The sequence below is a fragment of the Clostridium coskatii genome, assembly GCF_001675205.1.
In the GTDB taxonomy this organism is placed as follows: Bacteria; Bacillota; Clostridia; order Clostridiales; family Clostridiaceae; genus Clostridium_B; species Clostridium_B ljungdahlii.
This window is the reverse complement of the sequence record NZ_LROR01000054.1, coordinates 122903-140547: the sequence shown is the minus strand read 5'-3', so window position 1 is coordinate 140547 and position 17645 is coordinate 122903. Positions and strand designations below refer to the sequence as shown.

Here is a 17645-nt window from a genome sequence, read left to right as displayed (position 1 = left end):
TTAAAGCAGGTAACCTTAACAAAGTCACCTGCTTTAGATTTTAAAATACTATATTTATAGGAAATCCACACTTAGGACATTTATTGCTATCCATACGAACGTCAGTGAAATACCCGGTTCTCTCTACTAAAGGCTCGCCGCACTTAGGGCAGTATGTAGAACCGTCAACTCCTTGAACATTTCCAAGGTAGACGTAATTTAAATATTTTTTTGCAATTTTTCTTGACTCTACCATTACATCTATATCTGTAGCTGGCCTATCCATTTTATAAGTTGGAAAATATCTTGACAAATGAAGTGGAATGTCTCTATTTAAATTCCCAAGATAGGAAGCTATACTTTCCACCTCCAAAGCAGAATCATTTAGACCATTTACAAGCAACGTGGTTACCTCTACATGAGTCTTCTTGACTGATTCACTTATAATTTTGAGTACGGATTCAACATCTCCTCCACATACTTTTTTATAGTATTTTGGATTAAATGCCTTTAAATCTATATTCATGGCATCTACATAAGATAAAAGTTTTTGAAGTGGTTCTACCTCAATATATCCATTTGTAACAAGTACTACATTAAATTCCGGATGATTTTCTTTCAGCTTTTTCGAGGTTTCATATACATATTCATACCATATGCTGGGCTCATTATAAGTAAAAGCTATACCAATATTATCTTTTATATCCAAGCATGCTTCTATTAATTTTTCAGGAGATACATACTCACTTTTAGGTCTATACTGGGCTATGGCATAATTTTGACAAAAACTGCAGGAAAAATTACATCCAAAACTTCCTACTGACAGAATGTTTCTGCCAGGTTTAAAATGATAAAGAGGTTTTTTTTCTACTGGATCAACTGCCATAGATGTTATTTCACCATAATTTGTAGCTTGGAGCACACCATTTTCATTAGTTCTAACAAAACATCTTCCCTGCTTTTTATCACCTATAATACAGTTATGGGGACATAACATACATTTTACTCTATCATTTTGTTTTTCATAAAATAGTCCTTCATGTAACAAAAGTTATCTTCCTCCAATACTCAAAAACTTTACTTATGCCTTATAACCTCAAACTTTTCAATAGTATAGTCTTCATTAGGAGATATGTTTCCCTTTTCAAGTGCAATTTGAAGCTGTTTATCTACAGTATCCACTCCTTCTAAATCTGGAAGTAAGAGACCGCATCTAGAACCTTTTTTCACTATTACACCATATCTTTCAGGGTCAAGTTCTACTTTTGAAGCTTCTTCTGGCTTTGTAAGCACATCTACGGAAAAATCTATATCTTCAAGTTCATCTTCTCTAACTGGCATAAATCTAGGATCATTTATTCCTGATGAAACAGCATTTTTTATAATTTCTTCAGCTGTATTTTTTGTTGTTGGGAAAATAGTTCCAATACATCCCCTCAGCTGACCTTCCTTCTTCATGGATACAAAAACTCCCCTTTTATTATTTATCATTTCGTCAGTTACATAATCGGGATTTTCTAAATATTTATGATAAATCAAATAAGAAGTTAAACTTTCACGAGCAAGCCTTACATAAGGATCTTCAGTTTTTCTTTTTGTTGCAATTATTTTTTGTCTTTCTTCTACTAATTTGCCATAAGTATCCCTACCATCATCTTTAAGTGAAAAACTCATTACACCATATCCAACACCAAAGGGACCTTCATAAGATAGGATTTTACCTTTAATGTCACATCCATCCATAGCCCCAAGCATTATATAGTAAGATCTCAGTCCACATTCTCCTGCTTCACTTACAGTTTCTTTATCCATGTTAAATATTTTGAAAACATCACCTTTTTCAAGCAATGAAGTTATTTCCCTATCAAACTTTTCCCCATAAGGGCTGTATTCATAAGGTCCATCTTTTGTAAGCCTATGAGATAAATCTCCACTTGCAATGAATACTGCTTTGGTATTGACCTCATTTACAGCTTTTTTAATACACATTCCAAATTTATAGAGTTCCATTTTAGAAAGCATTCCATAAGTTATATGCACTAGCTTGTAATTTTGATACTTTTTATTTACAAAATATAACGGCACTAAAGCACCATGATCTAATTCATATTCCATCCCATATTCCTGGGCAGACCTTGTTGTTATCTTTCCTATTAAAATATTTTGTTCTTTTGAATACTCTATTATTTTTTCTGTTAAGGGTAAATTTATATTTGAACTCTGACTTACTCCAGGGGCACCAAATTTACCTAAATCGCCATGGATATTATTCTCATAAGATACTGCAATTGCATCACTAAACATTGGGCCATGGGGAGTAATTATTATTATCGTATCCGGTTTTATAGATGCTATATCTTCACCCACTTTATAACAGGCATCCAATGTATTTTTTATTTTTATTTCCTGACCGCGTCCTATTTCAGGAACTGCAATAGGAGGATGAGGCATTGTATAAAATCCATATATTTTTCCCATAATATCACCTTGCTTTAATAATTTAATGTTTTACGTTTATTATCTGCTATTTTTATCTAAAATATGATTTAGTAACTCTCTTTTATTTTAGGTTATCTTTACCATTTAGTTAATTATAACATTTTCTATTAATTATTTATAATCATTTCATAATATAATCTTATGGAAATAGAACCTTAAGATACATATCATAAAAAAGCATCTTGGAGTAAAACTATAAAAGGAGGTGCTTTCTATGACAAAAAAATTAGAAGATAAAATTGATAATAAAAAGGTAGAAAAATCAAAAAATGATGAAGAGCCTATAAATATAAATAACAATGACTTTGGTGCAAGAACTCAGTGGAAGGTTTACAGTAGTGAAAAAGGTTATCAAGTTTGTGGAAGAGACACCCATAGTAGATATTAGCTTGTACACTTAAAAATAACAAAAGTGGCTTCTCCAAATAAAGTTGGAGAAGCCACTTTCATGTCTTTTCAATCAATTATAACTTAAACTTTTTAACTTGATTTCTCATTTCCTTTGTACTAGAAGTAAGATTATTAGCTGCGTTTGAAACTTCTACAGAAGAACTATTCATTTCCTCAGAAGAAGCAGATATTTCCTCTGTAGCACCTGAGTTTTCCTCTGCAACAGCCGCCGCAGATTCTACTTTAGTAAGGATTTCATTTTTTCTTTCATTTATACCTGATGTAGCATTTGCTATTTCTTCAATTTTAGGAATAATCTCATTTACAGCTTTAATAATGCTATTATACGCATTTAATGCATTATTAATAACTGAAGTTTGTTTATTTAAATCATTACCAACTTCAGCAGCCGTATTTACCATTACCTTATTTTGACTATAAATATCAGCAATTAGTTTTGATATATTATTAGAGGAATCTCTAGACTGTTCAGCAAGCTGTCTAATTTCATCTGCAACTACGGAAAAACCTTTTCCTGCTTCTCCTGCTCTAGCAGCTTCAATAGCCGCATTAAGTGCTAGTAAATTTGTTTGTTCTGATATTGAATTAATTAAATTAGTTATTTCATTTATTTTACTTATATTTTTACCGGACTCTGTAATCTTTGTTTCAAAATTCTCAAAAGCATTTGTTGTATCACTTATAGATTGTGATTACATTTTTTAAAACAATTTAACCCATACTAGAAATATCGACCATATTATGCATATATTTATCTCATTATGTATAATTGCACTTAATTACTGTGATTTTTTGTACATATATGGCTTAGGTTTTATAGGTAAAAAATAAGCCTGCTTTACAGCAGACTCACATAAATAAATATATATAAATTACTTGTTGTCCAAAAAATATAATATAAAAAATCAAATATTATTTACTATGTCATATTATTTTAAAACAGATATAATGGATTTTAGATTGTCCTTATTCTATAAATTCTGTTACTTTATCTATAAAGAGTATTCCATCCAAATGTTCTATTTCATGGCATAAACACTTAGCTAAGTCTCCTTCTCCTGTTATTGTAAATTCCTCACCTTTTTCATTTAATGCTTTTACTTTTACTTTCGCAGGCCTAATTAATTTTCCCCACTTATTAGGAATACTTAAACATCCTTCTATAACTTCCTGACTTCCTTCTTGTTCAATTATTTCTGGATTTACTAGACATATTATACCTTCACCCATATCTATAACAACTGCTCTTCTTAAGACACCAACTTGTGGTGCTGCTATTGCTGCTCCATTTTCTGTGTTATGCAGCGTATCTACCATATCCTTAAGTAAAGTTAAAATTCTGTCGTCAACTTTTTCTACAGCCCGGCACTTCTTCCTCAATATTTCATCACCTAAAGTACGTATATTTCTTAATGCCATTTCAAAAACCTCCGTCACAAAATATTCTTTCACTATATATTATGCAATTTTTTTTGTCAATAAACAATAGTTTACCGTTTTTAATTAAATATAGTAAATCTTTACATGTATTATATAAATTTTAAAATTTATCTATTTTAGAATCACTAGATAATAAAATAATGGGTATAGATTTGTTTTTCAAGCAAATCTATACCCACTTCCAGCCTTTTTAATCAAATCCTATTAACAGTTTTCTTCTATTATTCTAAATAAATTATTTGTGTCAATTTCTTCGTTACTATTATCAAATTCCTTTATCTTAACATTTTTCCATAGACACTGTTTGGATTTTAAACTATCTATAAAAATATCCCAGTTTTTAAGTTTCCACTCATCCCTTTTAAAATTACGTTCTTTAATTCTCTTAAGCAATACTTCAGATGATACCACTACTCTTAAAACCAAGGGAACATAGCTTTCAAGGCTATATTTTTCTTTTAACTTATTTATATAGTTTTCGTCTGTAAAATATCCTACAAATGGCGCGTCCAATACTACTGATATACCACTTTTTATATTGTCTGCCGCTATTTGAAGTAAAGTCTCATATTCTATCGGCATAATCCGCTTTTGATAAAATTCACAACCATCACGAGCATTAGGAGAAATTCCTTGAGTTTCTAACAATTTACCCGTAAATTTATTACACACTACATCTTTATCTAAATATGCAAATTGAAAATGTGATGCAATAAGTTTTCCAACTGTTGATTTTCCGGAACCAGCAGGTCCAACTAAAAATACAACTTTCGGAGTCATTAATTTGCACCTCCCCTATTTACTGGCTTTAAAAATATTCCATATGAAATAGCTCCAAGGATAAGAAGTCCTGCACCTATTAAGAATACACCTCCTATAGTTCCTGTTTTATCAAGTATAATTCCTGTTGCTATTGGTGCTATCGCAGCTCCTAAAAATCCACCAAAATTTTGGATTGCTCCTAGTGATGCAACTTGATTACTTGGCGCAACATCAGCTGCAAGAGTCCATATAACTCCTGAAGGCAATTGTGATGCAAAGTATCCAACACAAAGAAGTACAATAATTACAGTAGTACTCTTTATAAATGGAAGTGGAGCTGTAGATACCGCTGCAAGAAGTGCTCCTCCAACTATAGGAAATTTACGTGAAGTTATAGCCTGAACACCTTTTTTAATTAAATAATCTGATATAGTTCCACCTAAAAGTACCCCTACAATACCACATATATATGGAAGAGAAGCTATAAAACCACTTTGAGTTAAACTAAAGCCTCGCTCTTTTTGTAAATAAGATGGAAGCCATGTTAGATATACCCATATAGTAAACATTATTCCAAAATTTCCTATTATCATAAACCATGTGTTTCTATGTTTAAATAATTCTCCCCATGAAGCTTGTTTCCCTGATTTTCTAACTTCTTGAGCAGCTTCTAGAGAACCTTTTATTGCAATTGTTTCTTCAGATGTAGGATCTCTATATAGTTTTTGCCATACTAACAAAACCAAAATACCAAGTATACCTATTATAACAAACATACTTCTCCATCCAAAAGCAACTAGCAAAAGTGTTAAAATTGGTGGAGCAATTGCATTAGAAATTTGTGAGCCTGTATTTATAATTGCAACCGGCAATCCTCTTTCTTCATCTGAAAACCACCTCTGGTTTACTTTAAGTCCAGCTGTAAAAAATGGTGACTCAGCTACTCCCAAAATCATGCGCATTAAATAAAATAGTGGATATGAACTTATAAAAGAACATATAATAGTTGCTGTAGACCAAAATCCTGATGCAAATGAAAACATCTTTTTAGGTCCAAATTTATCTACTAACCATCCAGATGGCAAATTTGCAATTGCATAGGGCCATAAAAATGCAGATAACAAAAGCCCCATTTGAGTTGATGATAAATGAAATTCCCTTGCAATAGTTGTATTGGCAACACTAAGATTCGCCCTATCTAAATAATTGACAATTGCCCCAATTAGTAGTAAAATTACAAAAGCCCAGCGTATGTTTAATTTACTTTTAGAATTATCCATAGATTGTGCATTAGACATGTTTTCTTCTTGTTTCATTATTAATCCTCCAATCATACATGATTAACCGTTTTCACAATTTGCAATCATTATTTATGTGTGATTTCAGGTACTGCATTTACTTTTGCAAAGTTACACCGTCAAATGCCTTTGCAAAGGTGTCCATGCAATACGAGACAAATTGAAATTTTAATTATTTTAGCGGCTTTCTTTAACTACTTTTAAAAATAGTTCAGCTGCTTTAGTTACTTTTGTGTAGTCACCATCTTTTTGAGCTGCTTTAGTTATACCACTGCCAACTCCAAGGCATGTTGCCCCTGCTTGAAGCCATTCTCCGGCATTTTCTAGGGTTACTCCGCCACTTGGCATAATAGCTGCTTGATCTAATGGACCTTTAACTGTTTTGACATAAGCTGGGCCAATAAACTCAGTTGGAAATAATTTTACAATATCTGCACCTGCTTCTAGGGTATTTACAATTTCAGTTGGTGTAAATGCACCGCTAATAATAACTGTTTGATAGCGTTTTCCCATCTTAATCATTTCAGGATTTAAATTAGGGCTTACAAGCATATTTGCACCTGCAAGGATAGCTGCTCGTGCGGTTTCTGGATCAAGAACAGTTCCTACTCCAATAATAAGCCCCTTTTCTTTATATTTTTCAGATAGCTTTTTAACAATTCCAAGTGCATTCGGTACACTCATAGTAATTTCTAGTGCCAAAATTCCACCCTTTATAGCTGCTTCAGCTACCTTCATAGCTTCATCTTCACTATCTAAACGAATCATTAGAAGAATTCCAGTTTCTTCAATCTTTTTTAGGTTTTCTAATTTTTCCCACATTCAAAAAACTCCTCCTTTTAATAAATTAAGTACTCCATAACATTTTATCCGATGGCTACCAGCCGTAATACCCCCCATCGCACTCCGTGAAAGCGACTATCACAAAATCAAAGATTTGGGATATCTGCTTTTCTCATAAAGTGGGGGATATTAGAACTCTTGAGCTTCAGCGATTTAGAGTTCTTATGCTGTGCATAACGGCTGCTACGCCCCTGGATAACGATTTCTAAGTTTCAGATGGAGAAAAAAACTCCACCTGAAACCAAGAACTCTGTTTATTAAAATAAATTTATACACATGGCATAATCTTATTTGTCCATGTATAATTTATTGCCCATATAACCAAGTCTTCTAGAAATCTGCATAGCAGTATCTGCTACTGCATTAGAAACAAATAGCTTTTTTTCATCATTCATTGAATTGTATAAGCTTGCAACACTTATAGAAGCAACTGGTTTGCCAAACTGATCATAAATTGCAGCACCCATACAATACATCTCTATGTTGTCTTCACGGTCATCTATTGAATATCCACGTTTTTTTATTTCATGCATATCTCCTAGTATCTGATCTACTGACGTATGTGAAAATTTAGTTTTACCTAACAAAGGTTTCTTCTGAAGTATTTCTAGAATTTTATCATCAGTATATGCAGCAAGCAATGCTTTGCCAACCCCTGTTGTATATATAAGACGCCTTGATCCCAGTTTTGCTGTAGGTTTCATAATAGAGTGATTCTCAGCTTTATCAAGATACACAATATCTCCATTATCTTCTATTCCTAGAAATACTGTACTACCTGTCTTTTTATTAAGTTCTTGGATATATGCTCTTGCTACATCAGTAACACCTAAATTTGAAAGATACGCACTTCCTATTTCAAATGCTAGTAAACTTAATCTATAGGTTTTAAGTCTCTTGTCATCCATTTCAAGAATACCTTTACCTACTAGAGTTTGAACCAATTCAAAGGTACTACTTTTAGGCCAACCCTTACTACTACAAATTTCATTTAATGTTAAGGCCTTCCCACTATGAGCCAATAGTACCAATATATCTACTACTCGTGCTGCTGATTTATTTTCTTTATAATTAGACATACTATCACCTTAGTTAATTATTGTTCGCATGTGTGAACCGCGTTCACAAATACTACAATTGTACTATAAACACTTTTTCCTGACTTGTCAACATTTTTTTAAAAGTCTCTTTTTTTTAAAAATAGGCACGTTTTTTATAAATTATAGGTTTAACTTAACTGAGACCACAAACAATACCATTGGGATAAAATACTTGGTTAAAGAAAAGCTCTATGACTTATAAATATAAAAGTTCCAGATAATTCAATTAAATCACCTGGAATTTTTATATTACTTACTTAAATTAATTGTAAACTTCAAGTCCTCCCTGAACTCCACATTGCTAAAGTCATCAGTAAATATAGTATATTTCTTGTTTGAATCGAGTTTTTTAAACTGCCTTACAAATTCATTTGGATTGCTGTCATCTTTTCTTATATCATAGCTTTTGTAATCAACTTCTTTTCCACTAGAATCTTTTATCCAAAGGTCTTGTGCCTGAAAATATGGTGCTTTACCATCTACTCTGTATTTAACTGTAGTACTATCCTTATCCGTTTCTATACTTTCTATTGTAATCTTTCCCATTTTACCTTGAGTAAGTTCCATAGGATACACTCCATCAATTGTCTTACTTATTTCTACCGGCTTTTTACTTTTAACAGCGTAATGTGCTTCTTTGCCATTCTTATCTGTACTCACACCACCCCCAGCTGAAGGAGTAATTTTGCATGGAACAATCGTTAAATATTTTGGAATCTTATTAAGTTTATTGTATTGCATTTCAATATTGAATATTCCTGTATTAGAATCACTATTTCCACCACCTATACCTTTAGGTATAAGTTCAACTTCCTTGTCATCATAAGCGACCCAATAATCATAATCCATTAAGCTTGGATCATGATTTACCTCTATATTCTTTTTAACCTTTTCCTTGTCTTTATAATTTCCACTTACAAAGATAGAAGTATCTATAGGAGAAAAAACAATCTTATCTACCTTTGCAATGCTATTTGGAAAATCCAGCTTAATATTTGGCTTAAATACAACACTATTTTTAACTAACTGATTCTTTGATGCACTAAAAGCAAAGTTCCACTTTCCTTTTATATTTGATATCTCATCCACATTTAAAGCTATGTTAATCTTCTTTGAAGCATTCTTTATTAAATCAGTATGAATTTCTTCACTTCCAACATAGGTGTAATCATTAGTATAATTTCCCACAGAGCTTCCACTTGATCCAGATCTTTTTCCATCAATCTTCAAAAACATACTCAAACTAAAGGTTTCTAAGTTTTCAATATGTTTGTTACTTTTTATCGTATAGCCTATCACAAGCTTTGAGTCATCTGCTATTACTTCATTTATAGTAAGAGTTATCCCATTGCTCGTAACAGGTTTATTTACAATTTGAGAATACTCAGCATAAGATCCATGAGAACCAAATTCATCGTTTAGTTTTTGTGTTATAGAATTCAAAATTGGGATATTTTCTGCAAAGGCTGGAGAAATAGTACCTATACCTATAGTACATATGAAACCTAATGCTGCTGCTATAGAAGAATATTTTAATATTTTAAATTTTCTCTGACCTTTTATTCTTTTCTTTAAATTTTTCTTTATCTTCTGCTTTTCTATATCAGTAACTTCTTCATCCATAGGATCAAACTCGCTTTCTTCAATCTTTACATCGTTAAACAATTTATATATATCTTTTTCTTCCATATTAAAATCATTCATATTCATAATATTTCTCCCTTCAAGACTATAAGTTTTTCTTTCAAAAATTTACGTCCCCTTGAAAGTCTCTTGTCAATTAAGCTCCTATCAACTCCAAAGCTCTTTGCTATGTTTTCTATTCCTTCATATAGAAAATACCTTCTCACAAATATCTCCTTGTCCTGAGGTTTCATAACATCTAAAGCCTTTAAAAGTTCTTCTTTATTTTCCTTTAATATAACTTCATTTTCCACATTAAGTTCATCCTCAAATCTGTACTCATCTATACATTCATCTGTACCTTTGCTAAAAAGTTTTCTTTTACAATCTATTGATTTGTATTTTGCTATAGCTGTAATCCAGTATTTAAAATTTCCTTTTTCGCTGTCAAAACTTTCAATATTGTTCCACACAGCCCAAAACACATCATTTACACATTCTTCCGAATGCTGTGCTTCAAACTTAGAATTCAACACTGTGCGCACTACCTTAAATACTAAATTGCTATATTTATCTACTATAAATTCAATAGCTTTGGGATTTTTCTTTTTTATCTGTTCTATAAAATTATTTTCATCTATCTTCACATTTTTCCTCCTTAAGAAGCTTCTCACATATTAATACGAAGATACAATATATTTTCTGACATCAATTTTTATTAAATTTAGGGTTAATTTAAGAACTATTATAACTTAAAAAAATGATTTCTATAAATATAGAAATCATCTTTTAATATATTTTATTTAAGATATTGAATTTATAAATTTTTCTGGATTAATTATATATCTACCTTCTGATGTAGTAGTCTTTGTTTCTATAAGCTTATCTAATATTTGATCAAAGGTTAGATTTGGTTTTACCTGCCATGCTAAAGCTGCAAGTCCTGTAACATAAGGAATGGCCCAGCTAACTCCTCCTTCGCCCAAATAAACATAGGCGGCATCAGAACGATTATCAGCAGTAGTTCTAAAATCCGATGGAACCATTATGTTAGACTTATCTATCTTCTTTTCATCCCAATAAAATTTACTTAGCTTATAATTTAGCGGATTATTTCTATCCTTTGAAGCATCACATCCACCCAATCTAAATTTTTCCTTGTTAAATAAATCTGCATGTACTACTGTAAGTCCTTCAGAATTGGCTTTCTTTAAAGTTTCCTGCCATTTGCTATAGTTTTTATTATCCTTATCTACATCATCTGATACAGATACAATTCTTATTTTTTCATTCTTAGGAAGTGATTTATTGATTTCAATGATTTTATTCACAGCCTTAATATAATCTGCTGATTTACAAAATTTTAAGTCAGGTGTTGCAAAATAATATAGCTTCGCACCGTTTGCCACTCCACATGTTTTTCCTGCTAGAATAGAAGCACAAGCTAATCCGTGAAAATGAGGCTTTGTTTGAGGTATTCCTATTTTATAATAGTTCATCCTGCCCTTAAATTCATCATGAGTTGACCTTATCGGCTTATCTATCTCTGCCACACTTATTCCTTTTCCCGTAATTCCCTTTTCATGAATTTTGCTTAAATTAAGTCCTGGGTCTTTACCCATATCAAACCACTTGTTTGGATCATATCCTTGTGGGAGTTTGCTTTTTTGAGGCCACTTTGTAGACTTATCAAAACTTATATTCAAAATAACATCTAAGGAAACCTGTGAGAAGTCCTTTTTAGATATATCTTTTCCTTGAAATCCATACTTATCTGAATTACATTTTTGCAAAACTTTATTTGTAACTACATCCGGAAGTTTCAAAGGATTGATTCCCCAATTTTTAGGATCACCTCCTTCTATACCATTCTTGACAAAAATACCTCCACCAATTGTAATTAGAATTACAATTGTAATCGCAATGATTAAAATTTTTTTCTTCATTTTCTAAATCTCCTTTTCATCAACTAAAGGATAATAATAATAAGTTCTAACCTCTTCATTAAATCCAATTACATTTTTCTTTAAAAGTCTGCTTATAAGTGACTTAACTGTCTTAGGCTTCCAACTTGTACTATCTTCCAACTGCTTTATTATTTCATTTGCAGAACAAGGATTTTTACTCCATATAACTTTCATTATTTGCCACTCTGATTCAGATATTTTTGGTATATTTGTCATGGTAACTCCTCCTGAAAATATAATTACAATTGTAATCTATAATATTATATTATTTCTTTCTCAAATTATTTTCAATACTTTTTATTAAAAACAATATAGTTCCTAAATATTCTTCTAATTTTACTTACTAGTATCCGTAAATCTTTCATTTACATTATCAATTATATTATCAATTTTATCTTCTATTCGTTTAGGCACAGGTATTTTGGGATCAATATGAGGATTGTTTAGATGTGTGTGGGTATAAGCATTCCTATACTCAGTTGGAGTAAGTCCAGTTTGTGCCTTAAAACGTCTCATAAAAAGCTTTTCATCTGTAAAATAAGCATAAATTGAAATCTGTTTAACCGTTAAATTAGTACGCAATAAAAGCAATTGAGCAACTTCTATTTTTAATCGAGTGAGGTACTGTAACGTTGTCATTCCTGTATAACGTTTAAATAATCGAGTTAAATAATCAGCGTTAAGTTGTGTTGCATCAGCTATTTGTTTTACATTTAAATCAGAAGACATATTTGCACGAATCCATTCTTTTAATCGAGCAATTTTATTTATATACCCTTTTTGTTCTAAACATTGATTAAGAAAATGATTACTTAATTCAATTAGAAATGCAGTCATCAAATAATCACTTTCTTGTTGACCATATCGATTTCTACTAGAAACATCTAATATTTGGTAAACTAGAATAATAAACTTTCCCATATCTTGAAGATGAAATTGTGAGGGAATAATTACCGGATCATCTAAATTTGAATTTCTTGAGTAATCTGAAGACATACCAAAGACCTTACTAGCTAATCCAGTTTTATCAATTAAAGTAGGCTTTTTCTTGATAAAGAAATGCAGCCAGTAGAAGTCAACAGGTGAAGTCGATATACGATATCCAAACATCTTGAAAAATGGGGGAACTAGAAGAACATCATGCTGTCTAATGACATATCGAGTAGACTTTACTTGAATATAAAATGTTCCTTTCATACAAACTATAATTTCATAATCACCTCTGTGATACATCGGATTATGCTGCCAAGGAATATCTGCTGAAAATTCTCCACCTTTATAATATAAAACCGGATCTAATAAAGAAAATGAATAGTAAAACATAAATCATACACCCTTTCTTTTTGTAAAGTCGGAAATGTCCACCATAATTACTATTATAGTCATTGAGAATAAATTTGGAAAGGGTTACAATTCAAATTGTAACAAATTACTTTTAAGGGAGGATATTAAAAAAATGACTACTATTCAAAACAATCAAGGTACAGTGGCTCAGGATGATAAATTACCACTGCACCGTAAAATTACATACTCATTTACAGATATGTCCGGTAACCTGTTGTACTGCATTATCAGTAGTTATCTACTTTATTTCTTTACTGAAGTATTTGGCTTATCAGTTGGTGTAGCAGGTATATTATTACTTATTGCTAGATTCTTTGATGCTTTAGATGCTCCCATTTGGGGAATTATCATTGACCACACACATAGTAAATACGGACAAAGTCGTCCTTGGTTCTTGTGGATGAGCTTTCCATTTGCTATTTTTGTATGGCTCCTATTTACTACACCTAATCTTTCAGGAACAGCTAAAGTAGTTTATGCAGGTGTTATGTATATCTTGGCAGGTATCTCTTATACGGGAATGTCTACTCCTATAACTTCAGTCTTGCCAAATTTAACATCTAATTCAGAAGATCGAACTATAGCAAATTCCTTCAGGATGGTTGGTGGAAACATCGGAAACTTTTTTGCAATTACCTTTATTTTGCCTTTAGCAAACTATTTAGGAGGAAGTAATAAGCAAAGAGGTTGGTCTCTAGCTGTTTTGATATATGCAATTGTCGCAATTATCCTACTATTAATTGCTTTTGCTGACATGCGTGAAAAAAATATTGAGCACGAAAAAGTAGTTCCACTTAAGCAAAGCTTTAAGGCTGCTAAATGTAACTGGCCTTGGGTACTAATCGTCATTGCCAATGTAATTTATTGGACAGGCTTTATGTCTCGAAATTCTACACTAGCCTACTATTTCCAATACAATATGAATAATCAATCTCTAATTTCAGTCTTTAATGGATTTACGATTATTCAAGTTATTGGTATGGCTTCTGTACCACTAATTGTTAAATTGTTTAAAAAGTGGGGAACTACGGTATTAGGATTAATCTTAGCTTGTATAGGTCAGCTTCTAATGGCATTAGTAGGAAAAAATGTTGATGCAATGCTAGTTGGCTGGTGTATAGCATGTATTGGCAGCGGAATAGCATGCACAATGTTCTTTGCAATGGTAGGTGATACGGTTGATTATGGTGAATGGAAAAATGGTATCCGAGCTAGTGGATTTTTGACCGCAATTGGAAGCTCCTTTTGTATTAAAATGGGTTCTGGCTTTGGATCGTTTATTCCATCAATTATTATGAAAATGTTTAATTATGTTCCAGATCATGCTCAAACAGCTGGTTCGTTAGCAGCAATTAAATTCTCATTTATATGGTTGCCAATTATTATTTTCATTATCAACATAATACCTTTACTTATGTATAAAAAATATGAAGAACATGAACCTATTGTTCAAGCAGACTTAACTAAAAGGCGCACTAGCCAAAAGTTCTCAGTAAATGAGTGATTCAAAAAGGAGTGTAGAAAAAATGCAAACTTGTACTAATTTAGAATTAAATAATGTTAAAATCACCTCTGAGTTTTGGAATCGTTATCGAGAACTAATTGTCAAAGAAGTTTTGCCTTATCAATGGTCGGTAATGAATGATGAAGCAAATATTCATATTGCTGATGACCCTCAAAAAAATGGAACAACTAAAAACAGCCATGCTATTGCTAATTTAAAAATTGTTGCTGGTAAGATAAAGGGGCATCATAGCGGCTTTCCTTTCCAAGATACCGACGTGTACAAATGGCTCGAAGCTGTGGCATACTCCCTTCGCTATCATCCAAACGACGATTTGAAACAAATAACTGATAAATTAATTGATTTAATTGCCGAAGCACAGGAATACGATGGTTATCTGTCTACGTATTTCCAAATTGAAGCTCCAGAGCGAAAATTCAAAAGATTAAAGCAGTCACACGAATTATATACAATGGGACATTATATCGAGGCTGCAGTAGCTTACTACCAAGTTACTGGTAATGAGAAAGCTCTAAATATTGCTCGTAAGATGGCAGATTGCATTGATAACAATTTTGGCTTAGAAAAAGAAAAAATTCCTGGATATGATGGTCACCCTGAAATTGAACTGGCTTTATCACGTTTATACGAATTAACACATGAAAAAAAATACCTGAATTTAGCATACTATTTCTTGAAGCAGCGAGGACAAGATCCTAAGTTTTTTGATCATCAGATTGAACAAGATGGATTTGATCACGACTTGATCGAAGGCATGAGAAATTTCCCGTTGAGCTATTATCAAGCTGCAGAACCAATTGTAGATCAGGAAACAGCTGAAGGTCATGCAGTTCGTGTCGTATATCTATGTACCGGTATTGCATATGTTGCTCGATTAACAGGCGATCAAGATTTATTAACTGTATGCAAACGATTTTGGAATAACATTGTTAAAAAGCGTATGTATGTCACTGGTAATATAGGATCTACTACTACCGGAGAATCATTTACATATGATTATGACTTACCAAATGACACTATGTATGGTGAAACATGTGCATCTGTAGGTATGACTTTCTTTGCTAAACAGATGCTTCAAATTGAGCCCGAAGGTGAATATGGAGATATTTTGGAAAAGGAACTCTTTAATGGATCACTTAGTGGTATATCGTTGGATGGCAAACATTTTTTCTATGTCAATCCATTGGAAGCAGATCCAACAGCAAGTAAAGGCAATCCAGGGAAATCACACATTTTAACTCGACGTGCCGATTGGTTCGGCTGTGCTTGCTGTCCAAGTAATGTTGCCCGTTTAATAGCTTCCGTTGATCAATACATTTATACTGTTCATGGTTCCACTATTCTTTCGCACCAGTTTATATCTAATGAAGCTAACTTTGATAACAATATTTCTATTATACAGAGTAACAACTTCCCATGGGATGGAAATATTAGCTATAAAATTAAAAACCCTGGTGAAAATAAATTTAAGTTTGGTATTCGTATTCCTAGCTGGTCACAATGTAACTACAAACTTCAAGTTAATAAGAAGAATGTTAACTTGCCTGTGAAAAGCGGCTTTGTATACATTTTTGTAGAATCATCACAAATGCAAATTGACTTAAGCCTTGACATGTGCATCCAGTTCATACGAGCAAATAACCGAGTTAAGAACGACTTAGGCAAGGTTGCAGTTCAGCGTGGCCCAATAGTGTATTGTGCTGAAGAAATGGATAATTCTGCTTCATTGTGGTTATATCGTATAAAAGAACAAGCACACGCACGTTATCATTATAATGATCATTTATTAAATGGAATAGGAACTATTGAAGTTGATGCTGAGGTTCTAAATGAGGATAGTAAAGATGATTTACTCTATACAACAGTATCAAATAAACCATATGATTGGCATGAATCCAAATTGAGTTTAATTCCATACTATGCATGGGGAAACCGTGATGATGGACAAATGGCAGTTTGGCTTAATAAAGAGTATTAACTATATATATCAGACAATATTCATAAAATCATTATCTTCTTTTAAAAAGTTTTTTATAATTCTCTCAAATCCAGTTTATACAAATATCATAATACAATATAGGAGGGAAAAGTATTGAAAGTTTTAATGAAAGTTTGGGGAGGTCAGCCGATTCTGTCCTGGTTGTTTCAAATTGCACTTGGTTACTTAGCATTCTTGGTAAGTCGCAATAAGATTGCTAATAACACCAATACCATAATCATTGCAGGAACATTAGTTATTCTAATTTTTCTAAGCCTATCCATTGGCTCTAAACATAAAAAAGACTATAAATAGCTCACTTAAATAGATAAAAAGGTAACTTTCAAAGGACTTGCTGTAGCTGTATGCAAGTCCTCTTTTTTAATTATAGCATCACATAAAAGTCTAATTAGCATATTGGTTACACATATTCTATATTCTTATCAAGAAGTATCATTCTTGCACAAGTTCCCCATACTGGAAGACCATTTATTATTTTTTCTTTCAGTTTTTGGAACGCCCCCATTTTTTGAGTGACTTACCAATAGTTGTACTTTCACCTCCTGGAAGTATGATACCACTAATATCATCTAGTTCTTCACACTTTTTTACTTCAACATCTTCACAATTCAAGGATTCTAAATGTTTTATATGTTCTACTACTCCTCCTTGAAATGCAAGTACACCTATTTTCATCTTACCAGCCTCTTTCTTCAAATCTATTGATTAATTCATTCCAACCATTAGCTCGCCAAGATCTTCTGAAACTTCTGCTATAATCTTAGGATCATTACTGTGCGCTTTTCTGACATCAATTTTTATTAAATTTAGGGTTAATTTAAGAACTATCATAACTCAAAAAGATGATTTCTATAA

Annotated in this window: 17 protein-coding genes and 1 pseudogene; 4 read left to right on the top strand and 14 right to left on the bottom strand. The window is 32.1% G+C overall.

Annotated features, from left to right (window positions below; genetic code table 11):
- Nucleotides 1-40 precede the first annotated feature (40 nt).
- Nucleotides 41-1027, bottom strand: coding sequence for an AmmeMemoRadiSam system radical SAM enzyme (gene amrS, locus CLCOS_RS13180; protein ID WP_082853484.1), 987 nt, complete (start codon nucleotides 1025-1027; stop codon nucleotides 41-43).
- Between the two features lie 29 nt (nucleotides 1028-1056).
- On the bottom strand, nucleotides 1057-2457 hold the full coding sequence (gene amrA / locus CLCOS_RS13175; protein WP_063600231.1) for an AmmeMemoRadiSam system protein A: 1401 nt from the start codon (nucleotides 2455-2457) through the stop codon (nucleotides 1057-1059).
- Nucleotides 2458-2692: 235 nt separating this feature from the next.
- On the opposite strand from amrA, the gene CLCOS_RS22495 reads away from it, so the two are divergent.
- Nucleotides 2693-2866 carry a hypothetical protein gene (locus CLCOS_RS22495; protein ID WP_156496359.1) on the top strand — a complete coding sequence of 58 codons (174 nt, stop codon included), beginning with the start codon at nucleotides 2693-2695 and terminating at the stop codon, nucleotides 2864-2866.
- 76 nt (nucleotides 2867-2942) lie between these two features.
- Here the strand turns inward: CLCOS_RS22495 and CLCOS_RS21520 are convergent, their stop codons facing one another.
- From CLCOS_RS21520 to CLCOS_RS13120, 11 genes are all read right to left on the bottom strand, one after another.
- Nucleotides 2943-3572 (bottom strand): methyl-accepting chemotaxis protein, encoded by a 630-nt coding sequence (locus CLCOS_RS21520; protein ID WP_082853483.1) that lies wholly within the window; start codon nucleotides 3570-3572, stop codon nucleotides 2943-2945.
- Between the two features lie 283 nt (nucleotides 3573-3855).
- Nucleotides 3856-4308: a peptide deformylase gene (gene def, locus CLCOS_RS13165; protein ID WP_063600229.1), complete on the bottom strand. Its 453-nt coding sequence runs from the start codon at nucleotides 4306-4308 to the stop codon at nucleotides 3856-3858.
- 225 nt (nucleotides 4309-4533) lie between these two features.
- On the bottom strand, nucleotides 4534-5109 hold the full coding sequence (locus CLCOS_RS13160; protein WP_063600228.1) for an AAA family ATPase: 576 nt from the start codon (nucleotides 5107-5109) through the stop codon (nucleotides 4534-4536).
- Nucleotides 5109-6407: an MFS transporter gene (locus tag CLCOS_RS13155; protein WP_063600227.1), complete on the bottom strand. Its 1299-nt coding sequence runs from the start codon at nucleotides 6405-6407 to the stop codon at nucleotides 5109-5111. The genes CLCOS_RS13160 and CLCOS_RS13155 overlap by 1 nt, the downstream gene beginning before the upstream one ends.
- A gap of 159 nt (nucleotides 6408-6566) precedes the next feature.
- Nucleotides 6567-7211, bottom strand: coding sequence for a bifunctional 2-keto-4-hydroxyglutarate aldolase/2-keto-3-deoxy-6-phosphogluconate aldolase (locus CLCOS_RS13150; protein ID WP_063600226.1), 645 nt, complete (start codon nucleotides 7209-7211; stop codon nucleotides 6567-6569).
- 308 nt (nucleotides 7212-7519) lie between these two features.
- On the bottom strand, nucleotides 7520-8311 hold the full coding sequence (locus tag CLCOS_RS13145) for an IclR family transcriptional regulator (protein ID WP_063600225.1): 792 nt from the start codon (nucleotides 8309-8311) through the stop codon (nucleotides 7520-7522).
- Between the two features lie 270 nt (nucleotides 8312-8581).
- Nucleotides 8582-10045 carry a DUF4179 domain-containing protein gene (locus tag CLCOS_RS13140; RefSeq protein WP_430392614.1) on the bottom strand — a complete coding sequence of 488 codons (1464 nt, stop codon included), beginning with the start codon at nucleotides 10043-10045 and terminating at the stop codon, nucleotides 8582-8584.
- Nucleotides 10039-10602 carry a sigma-70 family RNA polymerase sigma factor gene (locus CLCOS_RS13135; RefSeq protein ID WP_063600223.1) on the bottom strand — a complete coding sequence of 188 codons (564 nt, stop codon included), beginning with the start codon at nucleotides 10600-10602 and terminating at the stop codon, nucleotides 10039-10041. The genes CLCOS_RS13140 and CLCOS_RS13135 overlap by 7 nt, the downstream gene beginning before the upstream one ends.
- Before the next feature lie 156 nt (nucleotides 10603-10758).
- Complete coding sequence (locus CLCOS_RS13130) at nucleotides 10759-11901, bottom strand: S8 family serine peptidase (RefSeq protein WP_063600222.1); 1143 nt, start codon at nucleotides 11899-11901, stop codon at nucleotides 10759-10761.
- Nucleotides 11902-11904: 3 nt separating this feature from the next.
- Nucleotides 11905-12138, bottom strand: coding sequence for a BlaI/MecI/CopY family transcriptional regulator (locus CLCOS_RS13125; protein ID WP_242866882.1), 234 nt, complete (start codon nucleotides 12136-12138; stop codon nucleotides 11905-11907).
- Between the two features lie 120 nt (nucleotides 12139-12258).
- The gene (locus CLCOS_RS13120) at nucleotides 12259-13245 is read right to left on the bottom strand and encodes an AraC family transcriptional regulator (protein WP_063600221.1); all 987 of its coding nucleotides are present in this window, start codon (nucleotides 13243-13245) and stop codon (nucleotides 12259-12261) included.
- Between the two features lie 133 nt (nucleotides 13246-13378).
- Between CLCOS_RS13120 and CLCOS_RS13115 the strand changes: the two genes are divergently transcribed.
- The 3 genes from CLCOS_RS13115 to CLCOS_RS13105 all read left to right on the top strand — a co-directional run bounded on the left by CLCOS_RS13115 (nucleotide 13379) and on the right by CLCOS_RS13105 (nucleotide 17084).
- Nucleotides 13379-14770, top strand: coding sequence for an MFS transporter (locus tag CLCOS_RS13115; protein WP_063600220.1), 1392 nt, complete (start codon nucleotides 13379-13381; stop codon nucleotides 14768-14770).
- Complete coding sequence (locus CLCOS_RS13110; RefSeq protein ID WP_242872338.1) at nucleotides 14763-16769, top strand: glycoside hydrolase family 127 protein; 2007 nt, start codon at nucleotides 14763-14765, stop codon at nucleotides 16767-16769. Before CLCOS_RS13115 ends, CLCOS_RS13110 begins: the two co-directional genes overlap by 8 nt.
- Before the next feature lie 114 nt (nucleotides 16770-16883).
- Complete coding sequence (locus CLCOS_RS13105; protein WP_063600218.1) at nucleotides 16884-17084, top strand: hypothetical protein; 201 nt, start codon at nucleotides 16884-16886, stop codon at nucleotides 17082-17084.
- A gap of 115 nt (nucleotides 17085-17199) precedes the next feature.
- On the opposite strand, the pseudogene pdxT reads toward CLCOS_RS13105, so the two are convergent.
- Nucleotides 17200-17465 (bottom strand): annotated as a pseudogene (gene pdxT / locus CLCOS_RS13100) (pyridoxal 5'-phosphate synthase glutaminase subunit PdxT); the annotation flags it as partial.
- Nucleotides 17466-17645: the final 180 nt, after the last annotated feature.

Bases quoted from the DNA above. Each gene is read 5' to 3' on its own strand.
- amrA (WP_063600231.1), bottom strand. From the start codon at position 2,457: ATGGGAAAAATATATGGATTTTATACAATGCCTCATCCTCCTATTGCA.
- CLCOS_RS22495 (WP_156496359.1), top strand. From the start codon at position 2,693: ATGACAAAAAAATTAGAAGATAAAATTGATAATAAAAAGGTAGAAAAA.
- def (WP_063600229.1), bottom strand. From the start codon at position 4,308: ATGGCATTAAGAAATATACGTACTTTAGGTGATGAAATATTGAGGAAG.
- CLCOS_RS13160 (WP_063600228.1), bottom strand. From the start codon at position 5,109: ATGACTCCGAAAGTTGTATTTTTAGTTGGACCTGCTGGTTCCGGAAAA.
- CLCOS_RS13155 (WP_063600227.1), bottom strand. From the start codon at position 6,407: ATGAAACAAGAAGAAAACATGTCTAATGCACAATCTATGGATAATTCT.
- CLCOS_RS13150 (WP_063600226.1), bottom strand. From the start codon at position 7,211: ATGTGGGAAAAATTAGAAAACCTAAAAAAGATTGAAGAAACTGGAATT.
- CLCOS_RS13145 (WP_063600225.1), bottom strand. From the start codon at position 8,311: ATGTCTAATTATAAAGAAAATAAATCAGCAGCACGAGTAGTAGATATA.
- CLCOS_RS13130 (WP_063600222.1), bottom strand. From the start codon at position 11,901: ATGAAGAAAAAAATTTTAATCATTGCGATTACAATTGTAATTCTAATT.
- CLCOS_RS13125 (WP_242866882.1), bottom strand. From the start codon at position 12,138: ATGACAAATATACCAAAAATATCTGAATCAGAGTGGCAAATAATGAAA.
- CLCOS_RS13120 (WP_063600221.1), bottom strand. From the start codon at position 13,245: ATGTTTTACTATTCATTTTCTTTATTAGATCCGGTTTTATATTATAAA.
- CLCOS_RS13115 (WP_063600220.1), top strand. From the start codon at position 13,379: ATGACTACTATTCAAAACAATCAAGGTACAGTGGCTCAGGATGATAAA.
- CLCOS_RS13110 (WP_242872338.1), top strand. From the start codon at position 14,763: ATGAGTGATTCAAAAAGGAGTGTAGAAAAAATGCAAACTTGTACTAAT.